The sequence below is a fragment of the Pseudoalteromonas sp. P1-13-1a genome (genome assembly GCF_001401875.1).
Taxonomy (GTDB): domain Bacteria; phylum Pseudomonadota; class Gammaproteobacteria; order Enterobacterales; family Alteromonadaceae; genus Pseudoalteromonas.
Genome location: NZ_LKDV01000014.1, coordinates 60,256 through 78,051, shown reverse-complemented (window position 1 = coordinate 78,051; position 17,796 = coordinate 60,256). Strand labels below are relative to the sequence as shown.

Below are 17,796 nucleotides of genomic sequence, written 5' to 3'. Positions count from 1 at the left end.
AGCTTTATTATTGTAAGTTACCTATAATGGTACTGGTAATCTACTGTAGCATAAAAGTTTCGTACTCAAGCTCTTCAAATTGTTTTGATAGCCAATACAGGCCAACGACCGAAGTAATTATAGTCGAGAGCGCAAAACCGTAACCATAAAACTGTGGCCCTAATGCAATTGAGGCAATCGTAAATACAATATTGATAAACAAAAACAGCCCAGATAAAAATAATACGGTGGCACGCTTATCTAGATAAAATAAAATATTTAAAATAGATAAAAATATTACCTGTACACCTACACCCACCACATCAATAAACAACAGTGTTTTGTAGTTAGGGTCTATACCAATAAAGCTCAGTATTTGTTCGCCCCACAATAATAAGCACGCAACGGTTATACCTTGGATTTTAAATATATCGTAAAGGCCGCCTTGCGCTGTTTGCACCATTTTATCTTTTAGGTAAAAAATTTCTTCAAGTGATGAGCCTCCTCTAATGGCGGTATAAAAACGGTCGTACTGTTCTACAAAGTCGGTTTCCATTCTGACTAAAAATACCGCCATGCCTGGAATAATGGTTAAATAGGCTAAGAATATAGGCAGGTCGTAAATAGGGCTTGCTCTTAATGTGCCAATAATTTGAATAGAGGTAGCGGGGGTATACCAAAAAATAATTTTATCGGCCCACACGCCTACATTGTAAAAGAGCCCACAAAAAAAGAGACTGTAATACACTTTTTTATTGTTTAAAAAATCAAAACTAATAAGTTCACCGCCGGGGTAGCGGCGAATAATCATAAACAAAAAGCTAAAAAACAGTAGCGCTTCACCGGCAAAAAACGCAAAAAACAACCCGTCTATTTGCCAGTCGCGCAGTAAAAATGCCAGTAACACCATAAAGCTGTAACCGCTTAACATGGTCACTAAAATAAGCCGGTATTCTTTCATTCCTGATAAAAATATAGCGCCAAGCCATTGGTTACATAAGCTTACAAATGCCCCCAATATGATTATTTTAGTGACTACGGGCAACGGTAGTATTGGCCAAACGGCTAAACCAATAAGCAAGGCCGCAACTGTTGTTACTAGTTGTGCCCCCAGTAAGTTAGGCAGTACTTGCTCATCCTTTTTTTGAAAAAACAGATCGGCAACAAAGCGTGTTAATAACAGCTGTAGTCCGCCAGTTAATATAAGAGACGCTGCCATCATGTAGGTAATGAGCGTTAAAAATTGAACAATTAATACTTTAGGCAGTACAACACCCAAGCTTAAAATACCAATGAGCATGAGCGCTATAATAGAAAGTAGCCAAGGCCCTGAGCCTATTAATCCTGCGTAACCGTAGGCTTCAAAAACAGAGAGTAGGGTATTTTTTTTGAGAATTTTACGTATCTCAAAACCTATTCCGGCCATGCGATTGTATCCTTGTAAAGTTTATCGTAACGGGCAAACATGTGGCTCTCGTCGTAGTATGTTTTAACACGTTTGAGGCCGCTTTGTTGGTACTGATACCATGTTTGCTCGTTTTGTAATATCGTGTTTATTTGCTGTGCGGTCTCGCTAGGTGAAGCAATAGACACTACTTCGCCAGCCTTACCAAGCGCCTTGTCTTCTTCGCTTCCTCCTTCTATTATTTCTCGGCACGATCCTACGTCACTTGCAAGCACAGGTACGCCTGCAGCCATTGCTTCAAGCAATACCAGAGGCTGTGCTTCAGAAATTGAAGTCAACGCCACAAGACCTAATTTGGGGAGTATTTCTGCAATGTTTTGCATGCCGGTAAACGTAATGTTTTTGCTCAAATCTAGGCTGCTTACCAGTAACTGACACTCTTTGTAATACTGTGGGTCTTCCTCAAAAGGGCCTATAATCCAGCCTTCTATTTCTGGCATGTTGGCTTGGACCTCTTTAATGGCACGGATAAAGGTTTTAATATCTTTAATTGGCACTACACGGCCAATTAACCCAACCACCCTCGGGACCGATTTAGGTCTTGCGTTAAGTGCATCAACAAAGCGTTTTGTTTTTATACCATTAGGGACTACCGAGGCTTTGCTTTCACTGGCGCCATCTTTAATTTGTCGTTGTCTGTTACCCTCATACAGAGAAATGATTTTGTCTGCCTGATGATAAGTAGTGCGGCCAATTTGCTCAAAGAAGCTGATCCACATTCGGCGAATAAAGCCCATTTCAGTATTTAGGTTTTTACCGAGACTTTGCTCAGACTCTTTTATCCAGCTAGCTTGTATTAAATCTATTTTACGTTCTTTAGTGTAAATACCGTGCTCGGTAAGCAAAAATGGCGTGTTGTGTATAACGCTTGCACCTGCGCCTAATATGCCCGCATAACCTGTCGAAATAGAATGAATCAGTTTAACATCGGGGAGGGAGCGAGCTATTTCGGCTATTTTAAACAGCGGTTTATATAAATTTCTGTACGACCAAAAAAAGTCGATAAATGAGGATTCATCGCAATAGGTTAAATAATAGTTTGCCAGTACTTGCCACGACGATTCGCTATATAAAAAATCGGTTTCGTTTATGCCACTTTTTTTAGCTAGGTTTTCAAAGGCAAACTTGACTAACTCTGTGGGGATAGGATCTTTACAGTCACGGAAATAGCTTTGCAGTTGCTGCCAAAAATCAAACAGCTCTTTTTTATATTTAACGCCATGTTTAGCGCTTATTTTTGCATTATGGGGCGTAACTAAATAATGTTCGTGCAGTTTTGTCACATTACTTGGTAACGTGTATTGAATATCGCTGTAGTGTTCGGGTGCGCCACCGACAAATACAAGTTCAAAGTTATAATGGGGTAGGCCTTCTATTATCTGGTGCACCCAGCTTGATACGCCGCCCCTAACATAGGGGTAAGTGCCTTCAAGTAAGAGTAGAATGTCAGCTTTTTTTTCACTCATGCCAATACTCCTGTAAATGGCGTAACTCAGAACCCTTGGGCTGTAGCGCTAATTCTTCGAGATAGCGCTGACAGTCAGTGTAATTATGTAATCCAAAGGCAACTTCGGCTTTATAAGGCAATACGTGGCGTCTGGCCATGCCCAATTGAGTGGCTAGATTTAAGTTTTGTTGTGCATCATTTAATTTACCCAGCGCTAGCTGAATACGCCCTAAAAACACATAGCTTGCTGGTTGAGGATCAAACTCTATACTTGTTAAAGTCAGTGTTTCTGCTTTCTCTAGTACGTATTTCTTTAGTGCGCCTTGTGCTAACCCTAAGTAACTAAGCTCCCAATAAAGCTCTGCTTGTTGGCGCTGCAGATTGCTTAATTTGGGTTGCTGAGTAGTATTGGCTATGTCTTGCTGGCACTGGCTTATTTTTTCGTTCAGTTTTGTTTCTTTGCTATCTAAAGTTGAATAGGCAAGTAAGCGAATATCATCTTCTAAGTCTTTTAAGGCCAGTTTGAGAATAGGAATAGCCTGGGCATCGCTCATGTGCCGAGCAGCCATTACTGCACTTAGGCGTTTATTGGGCTCACTGGCGTGTTTTAAAATAGCTTTTAATCCACCCATTGAGTAAATAGGCGTTGCTGAAACACTTCTTGCTTCAAAAGGCAGGGCAGGAACCTTGTGCTCTACAATATCAACGTCGCTGTTTTTAAGCGGTTTACTAAGGGCAAAAGTAATGGCAAATACCACCCCTAAAATACCAAACACTGGCAAGGTAAACAGCAGCAAAAATAACAGCGCTGAGCCACTTTTTAAGGTGGTTTTATATTTGTTAGGCATAAAAGCATGGCTAACAAAGGTAAAGCACAGGCTAGCAATGCCATGCAATAAAACAATCAATAGCCAGTTAGGCGCATCTAAAATATGCGCAAACGCAAAGTATTCACATAAACAGCCAATAAAAGCGGCAGCAATAATTTTAATCATGAGGTGCAACTAGCTTAGCGATGTGTTCGCTACTTATTGGTAAGGCCATTTGTTCTTCTATTTTAATATGCAGTTGCTCAATGGTTTTGCCAAAGTGTTCAATACACCATGTGTTAATGCGCGATATAAATCCGCTTTTATCCAGTTCATTTGCCATTGGCATAAGCAATAACAGAGTGTGGTTCTCACTGTCGTAAAGGTAAATATCTAGTCCCCGACGAGCCTCACTTAAATACTCTAACAACTGACGCGACTCCTCACTTGTTTGCACTGCTTTTAGTTTAAGCAGCTGCGAGGGAATGTTATAGCGTTTAGCTTCTTTGTTTGCTCTGCGTAGCTGCCTTACAAAATAAGGTGTTTCTTCTGGGGTCATTACCGGGTTGGTTATTTCATGGCGAAGTAAATCACCGATATTACCGGCCATAACCGCAAGCAAGGTGAGAGTGGTGTTTTTGAGCGCAAAAAATTGAATGTTTTGTACTAAAATAACCCCATAAATGGTGTTATTAATATCAACCAGTGGGATAGCAATGTGGTATTGGCTAAACGTATTTTTAATCTCTTTTACCGAAACCAATTCGCGCTCTTCAAACATAGCTTTTATAAGTGGGTCGTCCAGCTTTAGCTCCCCCATAGCACCTATACTTGCTAAGGGCGGCTCTATTATGGCGTTGTTTTCTACTTTATAAAGTGCGGCTTTTTCGAGTGAGCCATACTCAACAAATAAGTTTAAAATGCTTGTTGCTGCACTGTCTAAGCGTCTTTGTGTTAGTTGCCCGATAACGGCCCGAACCGCTTGAAGTGATTCGCGAAGGCTAAGAGTATGACCTGCCAGCATTTGCTCAATCCGGTCATGGGATGAGTTTATTAAATGATATTGGCGGGTAAAGGTCTCTAATCGGTTAGTGACATATTCAAGTTCAATGCTTTGCTGGTGATTGGTGCGCTCCCATACATCTCTGAATTCGCCAGCAATCATAATAACAATTAAATAACCAATCATAGCGTTGATATTAAACTCGCTAGGTTGCGCTAATACCTGGCTTTCACTTAACAATAACTGCCCAGCTAATAAACATAATATACTTATAAAACCTTTTGAAAAACCGTAGCGTAGAGCCACTAACAGCGGCCCTAGGACTGGCCACGAAAACCCATTTTCCGTCCAAAAGGGGTCTGCGGCGTTAAATATAACCGGCAGTACAATTGCAAGCGTGGTAAATATAATTACCTCAGCCCAAATTTGTAGCTCAGGGACCTCTCTTGGTCGAAAAAAATGTGTTTTCACTCACTAACCTCAATGTACGAAATTAAATCGGCAATAACATCTTGTGCTGTGGCGGCAATACTATCGCGTCCCCAGCCACTTTTGGCGATAGTACCGGTCCAAAGTGGTGTTGTTTGACCTGTAGCCGTTAAGCTGAGTGTTAGTGCTACTACAGGCTCACCATCGAGGCCTGCTTTATAACGCCATTCTTCAATGCTGCCTGATAATACATAGTCTGTTTGCTGCGTGTTTAGCCACTGCATAGCGTTATCAAGGCGGTATTGGTCATCAAGCGGCGGAAGCTCCTTGTTATTATTTCGCGGTGCACGTAATAACTTTGGTAGCTTATTTTGCTGCCAAATACTAGCCAGTATATCTTCTGCACGTTCACCAGCTAGTGGGGTTTGCGCATGATTTACCAAAGGCAGTAACGCCACGGTAGTTGATGGTCCCAGCTCTACATCATCAGCCACACGGCTGGTGGTACATGCGCTGAGCACTAATACCAAACACGGTATGATTAAACGAAACATATTCTCTCCTAACATTAAAAATGTACGTAATAGCCCAATTGTAATTGTGTATCTGAGTTGCCCACTTTATTACTACTTTGATAACCCAGTTGTAATTTAAATAAGTCATCCCCTAGCACAGACCAGCCTGCTCCACTTGATACTGACACATCAAGGGTATCATTTAACGTTTGATAACCCGTACTGATGTCAAATAACCATGAGGGACTTTCGCCTAAGTATGGCGGAGCTAAGTTTGTGTTTGACGAAAGCGAGGTACCCAGAGCAAAGCGCCTAAATGGTTGTATATCAATAAGTTGCGGTCGTGCTCTTTGGTCTACACCTAAAGGGGCGAGTGTGCGCTCAAAGTCTTGCCATTGCGCACTAAAATAGGTATTCCAAATAGGGCGGTCTTTTAAAATAGTGTATTGATAGCGGGCGTTGTATTCTTGGCCTTTTACAAGCGTTGAGCTATCGCTGCGGCGTTTAAACGCCATTGCAGCTGCCGAGAGCTGCACGTTTTGGCGACCATCAATGGCGTAATTAATATAAGCCGTGGTTTTATTTAATTTAGCAAAGCTAAGCAAGGTTTCTGACTGACGGTTTTCAACATTGTGCTCAAGTTTTACACCTACCTGCGTGCGAGAGTTCCATTGGTAACGCGCATCTAGGCTCAGGCCTTGGCGGCTCATTAATTTGCCCTGATGCGAGTCTACTTTTGCATCAAAGTACCAGCGGCCCCACGTCATTTTATCTTCAATGGCAAACAGTAACCCGTTGTTATTTAGATTTTGCTGATTACTAATACTTAGTTTCCATTGCCCTTTAGCATACGGAAAATAAACATTTACATCGTATTGGCTAGTGTTTAGACCTGCCTCGGGCGATAGATTAATCTCTAATGCTCTAAAGTAGCTGGTGCGGGCATTACGTAATAAAGACGTTTCGGCTAGTGTTGGCTCTTGTGTTAACTCCTCATACCAATGCTGCATAGTTGCATAAGGTTGCTTTAAATATAATAAAGCGCTGAGTTCATCTACTTTGCCTAACGTTTGTGTATTTACCAGCGCCTTCACTTTATTAAATTCGCCGTTGCTCATAGCTAATTGTAGCTTTTGCCATGGATCAAGCTTTTGTGCAGCCCGTCTTGCTAACCACCAGTTAGCGGTTGCGTTGTTTATAGCCTCAGGCGCTATGTCATCTAAGCTACTAAATTGGCGTAAGTGGGGCACGGCCATAGCACCTGCCCACTGGATCATTAAACCGCGGTATGCGTATTTGTCTTTTGGTAAATGGTTTAATAAATAATGTTTAAGTTCGCTGGCGTTAGCGTAGTAGCCTAATTGGTTCATCACATCGGCTAAATTTACTAAAGTGGTTAAATCCCGAGGATTACTAATAGCTAACTGGCGCAGATAAAAGTAAGCACTATTAAAGGCTTTTTGATGAATAGATAAACTCGCCAGTAATTGTGCCCAATCTCGGTTGGGCTCATTGCTTGAGTAGTTAGCTAAAATACGCTTAATCATAATGGTGTCGTGCATTTGTAATGCAAGCCAGCCTTGTGCCAGTACCACATCGGGATTGTATTCGCTTAGTTTTGCTGCACGGTTAAGTGTTGTGTACGCGTAGTTTAAGTCACTTTGGTTTTGGTACCAGTTTGATAAGATTAACCAGGCTGGGTAAAGCGCTTTATTATAACGCTGCTTTTCAAGTGCCTGATGAATACGTGTAACATGTTTTTCATCGCCAATTTGCGTACTTAATAAGGTGATTTGAATTAATTGTCTATCGGTCAATGGCGCTTGCTGCCATAGGTAATTTAATAAACCTTGTGGGTTGTCGGCAAATTTTAACTGCTGATAATGCAGCATATCACCTACACTCAAAGGGGTGATGTTTTTTAATTGCTCTAAGGCGTACAACTCTTCTTGTTTATCGTTCACACGCATAGCCATATCAACACGTGCACTCCAAAACTCATCATCGTTACTGTGCGCTTTTTGCTTTAGAATGGTCAAAGCAGTTGTAAAGTCATCATTCAACCAATGTGCTCTTGCAAGCCAGAGTAAATCTTCTTCGTTTTTTGGCCCTGCGTAGTGAGGCCACAAGGCTCTTAATCCAGCTAAATTACCGGTATCGTGTAACACCTTGGCTTTCCAAAATTGAGAAAGTGGTGTTTTACCGTTTATTTGTTCATAGCGCTCAATATGGTTAAGCTCTTGTTTTGCATTACCAATAAATTCGTTGGTTTGCATCCAATTTGCAAAGCCATTGCCTTTAAGTTGCCTGTTCTGGGCTTTATATTCGTAAATGTCGTTAGCGTCTTGGTACAAGTAAAGAGCGTTGGCGTCATTAATACTATCGGTCAGCATAGCCACATCAACGGCTTTGTGAGCCATTAACCATTTAAATTCTTTAAGCGCTTGCTTTGGTTTGTTTTGCCAGCGCATAATTTTCCAGTTTAAAAGCCTAAGCGCTTTATTATTTGGGGTTTTACGTAATAACTTTGCGATTAATTGCTCAGCCCCTGGTGCATCGCCATTAGCTAAGCGTAAATGCATGGCTTTGGTTAAATACTCGCTGTTATTAGGTTGTGCTTTTAGTAATATTTCAACCGCTTTCAAGGCGGCTGCATCATCACCTGCTAGGCTTGCATAATATAATGTACGCTCAGAATTTGCCGTATCACCGTATTTTTTCCACCATCGGTAGGCTTGCTTTGTGTTGTTAGCGCCAAGCGCAGTTTCAATTGCTTTTTGAGCTACATCAGCATTTATATGGGTTTTATAAATGGCCAAGGCCTTGGCTGGCTCTCCAGCGCTTAACCAAAAATCAGCGGCTAGTAATGGCTGAGCGTATCGCTCATAGTATTGGGCTACGCTTGTATTAAGCCCTGTTGCTTTGGCTATTTCTAATAATTGTTCATCCCAATGTGTGAATGCCGACAATTTAAGAGTTAATTCTTCAAAACGGTCATCTTTTTTAGCACCGCTATCAACCCATAGTGCGTATAAAAGTTTAATTTCTAGCTCAGTTTTTTTATCACTTTTAGGAAGCTTTTTAAGCTCGCTAGTTGCTTGTGAATATTCATTTAAACCAATATGAATGGCTATTTTTTTTGCACGTAGTTTTTCATTGTAGGGGTCTGTACTTAACGCGGCATTTAAGTAGGTTTTTTCAAAGGTATAATCTTGCGATAATGAGTCGTCTTCAAAAAAGAGGGTGTGTGGGAACAGCGCGTAAAGAGAAAAGCAGCTTACGGCTAAAATAATTAAAATAGTTTTAACAGACACTAAGTGAGGGCGTTTTTTATTATTCATCATTGAGCCCTTGTTGCGCAGTTTAAATAGCCATAAAATTCGCCAGCAGGTAATGTAAACTGCGTTTTATTACCAAACGTTTTTCCACTGTAACGCTCACCCATATGAGAGATAAACTGACAGTTTTGGGCATTTCTTAGCTCAATTTTAGCTTCAATCCACGCTTTAAAGCTGACAGGGCCGTTTACCTGCCAATGACTAAACGCTACATTGGCAGAAAGCAAATAAGGTTGGTTATCAGGGGTTGTATGATCAAAGTTGATTGTGGCTATTTCATCGCCCACGTGAATATAATTGCCTTTCGCCGTTACCCCTAAAATACCGTGGCTGTTAGTCATGTTAGGTACATCAAAAATAGCAGGCAAGCGTAGCGTTTTTATATATTTAGAGCTAAAGAGCCATTCGCCACGCGCATTTTTAGCAAGCGCAGAGAAATAAAAATCTTTGGCGATACGTGCATATTGGCTCAAATGCACAGGGGTGTTTTCTCTGGCTAATACATAATCCACATTGTAATGCAGCGCGTCAAGCCCCGCCGGCACCTCGCCAGAGTAAAAATGAAAGTAAATTGTGTAAGGTTTTAACCTGTATGGCTTCTCGGTTATTTCAAATGTCTCTACTAAACGCTTAAAGCCATAGTAAGGGCCATGCCATAAGTTAGTGTAAACATTTTCGTTTAAAATAGGGGCGTATATTTGATACAGCAAATCTCGCTCAGGGCGGCCAATAGGCGAAATATGCGACAAGCTTGGGTTATCAGCATTGACGTCGGTATTTCCTCCATTTACGTTAATTACTCCCGCATTTCGTGCAAGCTCAAGCGCTTTAGGCCCAGGGGTCGCATCACCTGACCATAGCATCATTACGGTTTTTTTGTTTTTTGGTGCGAGTCGCTCATTAATGTAATTTATTGAACCAGTTATTTCTTTGTTTAAGTCTATGGCGTCATAGCCGGGAACATCTAAATGAAACCCGTAGTCGGTATCGTCTTTATCTATTTCTTTTCTGCCAGATAAGGCTGTCCAAAAATAGGGGTGGCTGTAGGTGTGTGATGCAACCTCAACATAGGGAAGCGCAAATATTTCTTTGGCTATTTTTTCAAGCTTTGGGCTGTCAGCGCTATGCAATCCATTAGGTTCAATATCAGCTTGAATAATTGAAGAGGTTAATGGCAGCTTATATTTTTTTATAAATTCATCACGGATTATTTCTGCAGCATAAGGCTTACCTGCAAAGTGCGCAATGCTCGTGAAACCGTCGCCATCAATATGCAGTGTCAGCATCCGCCGGCCACTTAATGTGGTGGTATCAGGGGCAAGTATTGGTGCAAGTCCCATCGCATCAGTTAATAAAGCAACTGGGTCTACAACCCAGTTGCTGCCCTCCATAGGTAATGTATCTATTAGCCAGGGGGCCGCAATGAGTGCACCGTACTTTGTTTTGCTGGCCTGAGTTAGCGTGGTGCCATCGTCAGCGTGTATTGATATTAATGATTGCGCGTTCGTAGTAAGTGTTAATAAATACGGTTTTACAATAGCGGGCGCGCTGGAAGATTCACCCTTTAGCCAAGGTACCATCGTTGCAAGCTTATAAGGCCCATTTGAGGGAGTGTTAAGGGTTTCTACCCCTAAACTTTGTAATAATTTATTAGAGGGTGGAAGCTCGCCGAGAATCAGTTGTGGTACCACCCCCAAATTACCTTCGAGCCACTCAATAACTTGAGCATCATAAAACTGATCGCTCGTTGTCCACGAGATAATGCCAGCATGGAGGCTAGTATCTACTTTAGGTAAAGGCGTATTTGCTACATCAATGTAATCGGGGATGTAGCCTAAATACTCAATCATTGTGGCAAGTTTTAAATGGACAGTGGTGTATATCAGTGGCTTTACATTACTGTTATACGGAATGAGTATACGCCTAGGCACAGGCTGGATGCTTGATGTCCCCCAAGTTTGAAGGTGTCCATCAGTAACCCAAGGTGCATAGCCTTGATCGCTAATTTGTTTTGCCATTGCAAGGCGAGCCTGCGGTCTTGCATAGTCAATAACCTGCACATTAAAGCCAAGTTTTTGTGCTTTGTTAAGCTGTGCATTTAACCAGTTTTGATCATCCACAGTGGTGAGTTTGTAACTGTTATCGACTGGGTTAAAGTGGCTAAAGAGTCCTTCGGCAACTAAATCAGATGCGTAATTATTAAGCTTAGGCAATAACTCAAATCCTCTGTTGAGGATTAAGTGTTTGTTAAACGTACTCGACAAACCTTTAATTATATCAACAAGGCCCGCTTGTTGAGCTGCTTTATCGTAATCGGGTTTTAATAATTGGTAGCTGTCGAGCGTGTCTAAAAACAAACCGTTAAAGCCGCGTTGCTTTAACTGATTCGCTTGTTTTTGCAAGTGTTGTTGCCAATGCTCAGCGGTTAAATCAGCAATGTGGCTATCCCAATGTGGGTTTTGAGCTACTGAAGATTCATTCTCAGTATACGATTCTCCTACACTCAGATAAGCATATACACTAATATCACGCTCTTTTAGCCAATTCAGTTCGTGTTTAGTGATATTTTGTGGTTGCACAACAACCCGTGAATAAAAGGTCATTTCAGCCAGTGGCATGGGCGATGAATAGTAAAAAGCAATACTCTTACTGGCAGGTTGAGCGCACACGTTTAAACAAATTAACAACGTTAGATATAAGAAATACTTCATTATTTTTTAAAAACCACAGCCTAAGTTAACGTTGAACATTGTTCCGTTTTTCGTATAAGTATTTATTATTAGAATTGTGATGATTATATGTTAAATAAAAATGCCTGGCTACCTTAATGTGAGGTGAAGACCGGCTCTATTGCTTAAGTGTTAACTAAATAAAAGGTAATAAAAACGCGTTACTGCACAGTATTTTCGATTAAAATTACGACTAATGTCGAGTGATACTATATATCTAAAGCGCTGTAATCTAATTATAATGCGCCCACCTTGCCAGCCCTTGGCAAACCCCTATGCTATTTATAAATTGGTATAAATAGTGACATATTGAATGCTTACTTTATTACGTTGATTACTGCAAAGCAGACAGTGTTAACGTGTATAACTTATTTGTGGAGATTTAATGAGTAACTTAAGCTTGAGAAATAAACTTTTGTTACTGGCTATTTTACCGTTGAGCTTGTTATTAATTAGCTTAATGGCCAGCTCGTACTATTTAGAATCGCAAAACCAGCAACAAAATTTTGAAACAATTAAATCTAAACTCATTAAAGACAAACACACGCTACTTGCCACTGAAGTGGAAATCGCAAGCAAGTTGGTACGCCATCAGTTGGATAACGGATCTACACAAAGTGTTAAAAATGTCCTTAGGGAGCTTACTTTTGGTGACGACGGTTACTTTTTTATTTACGACACACGCGGCGTTAGCGTGTTCCATGCCCTGTTAGGAAGTGCTATTGAAGGGCAAAATAAAATAGGGATGACAGACCCAAATGGTAAAAAAATAATTATTGGATTATTAGAGCAAGCACGTAAAGGTGGCGGGGCATTTAATTACCATTTTCAAAAGCCAAATACCAATGGACTGGTAGAGAAAATAGGGTATGCCGTGATGATACCTGGTACCGATTGGATGATTGGCACCGGTGCCTATATGGATGATATACAAACAGAGCTTGCAAATTATAAACAGACTATGCAATCGCATACTCAAGAGAAAATCACCACCTTGTTATTAATTGCCTTATTTTGGGTTGTAGTTAGCGTTGTGGGCGCACTTTTAGCGTCTAACGCTATGGTTAAACCTATCCAAATAATGGGCCAAAGCTTAGATGATATTGCTAAAGGTGAAGGCGACTTAACAAAACGCCTAGCTATACATACGCATGATGAAATAGGGCAGTTGGGCGAATCGTTTAATGTGTTTGTTAGCAAGCTGCAAAGCATTATAAGTAATGTGGCTGATGTTACTAATGATGTAAAAAACGCTTCAAGCAATATTAATTCGCAAACAAAACTGTTTGAAAATAAACTACTTAATCATAACCACGAAACGGATTTGGTGGCCACAGCGATTACCGAAATGGCGGCCACTTCTCACGAAGTAGCTAAAAATACCACGCAAGTTGCTGAGTCTACTCAGACAGCAACACTAGAAGTGGCAAAAGCGCAAGAGTGCGTAGATATATCACTTAGTGAAGTTTCTAACCTTATGGGCGAAATTAACCTCGCTGCTGATCAGGTAAACTCTTTAAGTGAGCAATCTAAAAAAATTGACAGTGTACTTAGTGTAATAGGTGGCATTGCCGAGCAAACTAATTTGCTTGCCCTTAACGCGGCCATAGAAGCAGCACGTGCCGGTGAACAAGGTCGGGGTTTTGCCGTGGTGGCTGATGAGGTAAGAAGCTTAGCGAGTCGTACACAACTTAGCACCCATGAAATTAGTGAAATGCTAAGTGAGTTACATAACTTAGTGGGCGCCGCGGTAGATGCCATGCAGGCGAGCCAAGCAAGTTGTAATCGCTCAGTTGAGTCATCGCGCGATATATCGCAAAGTTTAGGTGCCGTGACTACGTCGGTTACCAGCATAAACGATATGAGTACGCAAATTGCGACCGCTGCAACAGAGCAAAGCTCAGTGACAGAAGAGATAAACCGTAATGTGTTTGCCATTCAAGAAATTGTCAATGAACTAACTCAAGCAAGTAAAGCCACTTCTGAGGTTAGTCGAGATTTAGCTGGGCGCGGCGAGAGCTTAGGGCAATTAATAGGGCAGTTTAAGGTTTAAAGTTTTAAACGGTATTGTTTAAATTACTAATAGCCGCGACTTACGTTGCGGCTTTTATTATTGAAAGTACGCTAACCCTAGGGAATTTTATTAATTATGTGTAGTCTATTACACGCATTTTAAATAAACTGAGTAACCCTTATATGCAACAAAGTATGCCTTCGATAAATAGCTGTAACCGAGCACAATTAATACCTGAGCAAGATTTAGGGCGAGTAATTTCGTTTTTACGTTCAAAGCTTTCTAGCCATATTGATACACAGCTTCAGTCAATGGGTTTAACGTCGGCCCAATATATTGTGGTGGTATTATTAGCAAAAGGCTCGGCAAATACATTAGCTGGGCTGTGTGAGCATATGGTTTACGATAAAGGGGCTATGAGCCGCTTGCTAAAGCGCCTAGAAGAAAAAGATCTTATAGCAAAAACTCAGTGCGAGTTCGATAAGCGCTCTACCATTTTAGGTTTAAGTGAAAAAGGCAAAGCCTTGTACCCGCAAATAATGCCTTTGGTAAATGAGGTATATGCTAAAGCGCTTAATGGATTCTCTGAAGATGAAAAACAGCAAGTTATAGATTTATTATTTAAAGCAATAACCAATTTAGACTCACCGACCGAATAGATTATCAACATTTTAGCGATACTGTTTCAATAAAAACTTAGCCTGCTAAGTACTAGTTCTCATTGTGCGGCAAATCCAATCTTGTTAATATAGTTGCCTAGGCAATTAAAGTTATCATCTTGTTAGGTTTGTTATGATTGAAAATAAGTTGTTATCACAATTACAGCAGCAGTTTCCTGAACATGTATTTATGCAACAGTATTTAAGTGTTGTTCATAAAGGGCGTTTTGCGAACGCAATTGTATACAGGTACAAAGATGATACGTTTGACTTAATAGTAAAAGACTTTAGCCAAAGCCCGTGGTTTATCCGTAAAACCTTTGCCAAGCTTTCTGTAAATCAAGAATTTAAAGGGTTGAGCCGCTTAGCACAGCTTGATGCAGTAGCTAATCGGTTTAGCCGTTTATCTCCGATAGCGGTGGCGTATGACTACATAGAAGGCACGCCGCTTAGCAGCTTAATACAGCAGGGTAAGACGTTGCCTGTTGAGTTTTTTATTGAGCTTGAACGCCAAGTTGCAAAAATGCACCGCCTAGGCATTGTGCATTTAGATTTACGTAATATGGGCAATATATTATGTGGTAGCGATGGCAAGCCTTATATCATTGATTTTCAGTCAACCATTAGCTTTTCGCGCTTTGCGCGTTGGTTGCAGCGTTTTATGCGCGGCTGCGACATGTCGGGCGTATACAAAGCGTGGGATAAGCTAAGTAGTACACCTTTGCCGCGTGCTAAGCAGCAGTATTTGCAGCGTTTTAACCATGTTCGTAAGCGATGGATATTCAAAGGCTACCCAATACAACGTGCATATGCATGGGGTGCTGCAATGGTCACGCAGTTTGTGGACTCTGACCTAATACGTAACTTAACCGATAGATTTTAATTCCTCTTTTTTCATTGTGTAACTTTGCCCGTAACCGCTTAGCGTTATGGGCTTTTTTTTGGCTAAAAATAAGGCCAATTACTTCTTTTTTAATTTTTAAAATAAACAGTAGTATCGCGGGTGTTTTTGCCCCTACAATGCGCAAAAAAATGAGTGCAGTTTCAAATGCTAAAGCTTAAAGTGCTTTAATAAGTTTAGGTTTTTTCTGCAATTTTTTATTGTTCAAGTAAACTATAAGCAATGTGCATTTTTAAATTTAAGGTTTCAAGATGATTGAGTATCCAGTCGACCAACTACCGCAGCTAATAAACGATTTATTACAATGCGAAACACACGCACAAAAAAGCCAGCTTTTAGCCGATGCACAGCTTAATTTATCTACTGAGCATTTATCACTACTTTTTGAAGCCATACCCAAAGAGCAGCGCCTAGAAATTTGGCAACTATTAGATAAAGACACGCAACACGAAATATTTGTCACCCTCAGTGATGACAGCTGTTTATGGTTACTACAAACCTTAGATGATAGCGAGGCGTACGCGTTATTAGATGAAGTAAATGTTGAGGAGTTACTTGAGCTTGAAGAGGTTATCCCTGAGCGCTTTGTTGATTATGCAAAAAAGCAACTCGATGAAGCACAAACCAAACAATACGATCTTGCTCAACAGTATTCGCCTGAGCAATTAGGCCACTGGGCTGGTTTCGACTTTTTAAAAATAACCGAAAAAGCAACAATAGCAGGTGTTAAAAAACTACTGCAAAAAGGGTTGCCGCAATACAGCGAAGTGGTGTATTTAGTTAGCCGCCAAGGCAGCCTAATAGGTGAACTTGCAATAAATGATTTAATAAAAGCCGATGAAGGCGATAACCTATTGGCGCTGGCAAACTATGACTTTTCATCATTACATGCAGATGATGATTTATACGAAGCGGCAGAAGTGGTTATTCACAGTGAAAAAATGGCGATGCCGGTGGTTAATAGTGATAATAAATTGGTAGGGCGTTTAACCATTAGCGCGGCATACGAATTACGCCAAGAAATTGCCGATGAAGCCGCGGCAAAAGCCGGTGGTTTACGTGAAGACGAAGACCTGTTTGCGAGTGTCAAAAAGAGTGCTAAAAACCGCGGAATTTGGTTGGGTATAAATTTAGCGACGGCGTTTTTAGCATCGTGGTTTATAGGTTTGTTTGGCGCAACAATAGAGCAAGTTGTGGCCTTGGCGGTGCTTATGCCTGTGGTGGCCTCTATGGGCGGAATTGCGGGTAGTCAAACGTTAACAGTAATAGTGCGCGGTTTAGCGCTTGGGCAAGTCACCGACTCTAACCGCAATGCACTTTTAAAAAAGGAGCTACGGGTAGGCGCTGTAAATGGTTTGGTGTGGGCCTTAGTGATTGGCGGGTTAACTTTTGCTTGGTTTAGCGACACCATGCTTAGCATTACAATTACCATTGCGATATTGCTCAACTTAGTTGCTGCGTCGTTAGCTGGGGTTGTTATACCGTCTATTTTAGACAAAATGAAAATAGACCCTGCGCTTTCTGGTTCGGTAATATTAACCACTGTGACCGATATAGTCGGGTTTGTGACCTTTTTAGGGTTAGGCAGTTTATTACTGCTTTAAGCTATAAAACAACAAAGCCGCATTAAGCGGCTTTGTTTGTTATTACAAATGCGCGTTGTTATTAATAGTCACTACGCGTTGCGGGAACGGTATTTCTATCTCAGCGCCATTAATGGCTTTATAAACACCAGCATTAATAGCTAGTTTGGTTTCTATAATTTTGGTTGTAGGTACCCAATAGCGATAACTAATGGTAACGCCGCTATCGGCAAAGCGTTCTATACCCACTTGTGATAGGGGATTTTGAGCGACCTGGTCATGGGCCTTTAACACTTCTTCAATAAGGCTAACAGCGGTATCAGCGCATGCAGTGTAGGCTATGTCTATTTCTCCTTTAACTAACGAGTAGCTAAAGGAGTTATGAATAATTTCACCCACTATGTGCTTATTAGGAATCGTGATCTCTACTTTCTCTTCATCAATTAAAATGGTGTAACCCAGCTCAATTGTTTTTACTTGGCCGCTGACCCCTTTTACTTCAATGGTATCGCCTACCACAAAGGGGCGCGTGGCAATAATAGCAAGGCCTGCGCCATAGTTTGAAAGCATTCCTTGTAAGGCTAAACCCGCACCTAGAGAGGCGGCACCTATAGCCGCTACAAAGGGGGTAACACTAATGCCTATTTTGCCAAGCGCTATAACGATGACCATCACAATAAGTAATACTTTTACCACGTTACTCACAAAACTGGTAAGTGTGACATCTACATTGTGACGAGCCATCAATTTTGCGACTAGGTTTGAGAGTTTTTTTGCAACCCACAAACCTAATATAAGTATAAGAATGGCGCCCACAATTTGCATGCTGTAGGTAACCAAATACTCAGTGAGCATGGTGTAGTATTTTTCAAATTGTTCTATTTCAGAACTGATCATAGTGGGCTCTTTATATTGCGTAATTATT

Annotated in this window: 12 protein-coding genes; 4 read left to right on the top strand and 8 right to left on the bottom strand. The window is 41.0% G+C overall.

Annotated elements, in window-relative coordinates:
• Nucleotides 1–40: 40 nt before the first annotated feature.
• From pelG to AN391_RS10630, 7 genes are read right to left on the bottom strand one after another with little or no spacing between them, the layout of a single operon-like run.
• Nucleotides 41–1,405 carry an exopolysaccharide Pel transporter PelG gene (gene pelG, locus AN391_RS10660; protein ID WP_055015385.1) on the bottom strand — a complete coding sequence of 455 codons (1,365 nt, stop codon included), beginning with the start codon at nucleotides 1,403–1,405 and terminating at the stop codon, nucleotides 41–43.
• Complete coding sequence (gene pelF / locus AN391_RS10655; protein ID WP_055015384.1) at nucleotides 1,393–2,910, bottom strand: GT4 family glycosyltransferase PelF; 1,518 nt, start codon at nucleotides 2,908–2,910, stop codon at nucleotides 1,393–1,395. Before pelF ends, pelG begins: the two co-directional genes overlap by 13 nt.
• Nucleotides 2,903–3,886 (bottom strand): HEAT repeat domain-containing protein, encoded by a 984-nt coding sequence (locus AN391_RS10650; RefSeq protein WP_055015383.1) that lies wholly within the window; start codon nucleotides 3,884–3,886, stop codon nucleotides 2,903–2,905. Before AN391_RS10650 ends, pelF begins: the two co-directional genes overlap by 8 nt.
• Entirely contained in the window at nucleotides 3,879–5,174 is a 1,296-nt protein-coding gene (locus tag AN391_RS10645; RefSeq protein WP_055015382.1) for a PelD GGDEF domain-containing protein, read from the bottom strand. Before AN391_RS10645 ends, AN391_RS10650 begins: the two co-directional genes overlap by 8 nt.
• On the bottom strand, nucleotides 5,171–5,686 hold the full coding sequence (locus AN391_RS10640) for a hypothetical protein (protein WP_055015381.1): 516 nt from the start codon (nucleotides 5,684–5,686) through the stop codon (nucleotides 5,171–5,173). The genes AN391_RS10645 and AN391_RS10640 overlap by 4 nt, the downstream gene beginning before the upstream one ends.
• Before the next feature lie 14 nt (nucleotides 5,687–5,700).
• On the bottom strand, nucleotides 5,701–8,988 hold the full coding sequence (locus AN391_RS10635) for a tetratricopeptide repeat protein (protein ID WP_055015380.1): 3,288 nt from the start codon (nucleotides 8,986–8,988) through the stop codon (nucleotides 5,701–5,703).
• Nucleotides 8,988–11,696: an endo alpha-1,4 polygalactosaminidase gene (locus AN391_RS10630; protein ID WP_055015379.1), complete on the bottom strand. Its 2,709-nt coding sequence runs from the start codon at nucleotides 11,694–11,696 to the stop codon at nucleotides 8,988–8,990. The genes AN391_RS10635 and AN391_RS10630 overlap by 1 nt, the downstream gene beginning before the upstream one ends.
• Before the next feature lie 403 nt (nucleotides 11,697–12,099).
• Here AN391_RS10630 and AN391_RS10625 point away from each other — a divergent pair, with 403 nt between their 5' ends.
• From AN391_RS10625 to AN391_RS10610, 4 genes are all read left to right on the top strand, one after another.
• On the top strand, nucleotides 12,100–13,767 hold the full coding sequence (locus AN391_RS10625) for a methyl-accepting chemotaxis protein (RefSeq protein WP_055015378.1): 1,668 nt from the start codon (nucleotides 12,100–12,102) through the stop codon (nucleotides 13,765–13,767).
• A gap of 143 nt (nucleotides 13,768–13,910) precedes the next feature.
• Nucleotides 13,911–14,387, top strand: a complete 477-nt coding sequence (locus tag AN391_RS10620) for a MarR family winged helix-turn-helix transcriptional regulator (protein ID WP_055015377.1) — start codon at nucleotides 13,911–13,913, stop codon at nucleotides 14,385–14,387.
• A 133-nt stretch (nucleotides 14,388–14,520) separates the two neighbouring features.
• The gene (locus AN391_RS10615; protein ID WP_055015376.1) at nucleotides 14,521–15,270 is read left to right on the top strand and encodes a serine/threonine protein kinase; all 750 of its coding nucleotides are present in this window, start codon (nucleotides 14,521–14,523) and stop codon (nucleotides 15,268–15,270) included.
• 269 nt (nucleotides 15,271–15,539) lie between these two features.
• Nucleotides 15,540–16,892, top strand: a complete 1,353-nt coding sequence (locus AN391_RS10610; RefSeq protein WP_055015375.1) for a magnesium transporter — start codon at nucleotides 15,540–15,542, stop codon at nucleotides 16,890–16,892.
• Between the two features lie 42 nt (nucleotides 16,893–16,934).
• On the opposite strand, the gene AN391_RS10605 is transcribed toward AN391_RS10610, so the two are convergent.
• Nucleotides 16,935–17,768, bottom strand: coding sequence for a mechanosensitive ion channel family protein (locus AN391_RS10605; RefSeq protein ID WP_055015374.1), 834 nt, complete (start codon nucleotides 17,766–17,768; stop codon nucleotides 16,935–16,937).
• Nucleotides 17,769–17,796 lie beyond the last annotated feature (28 nt).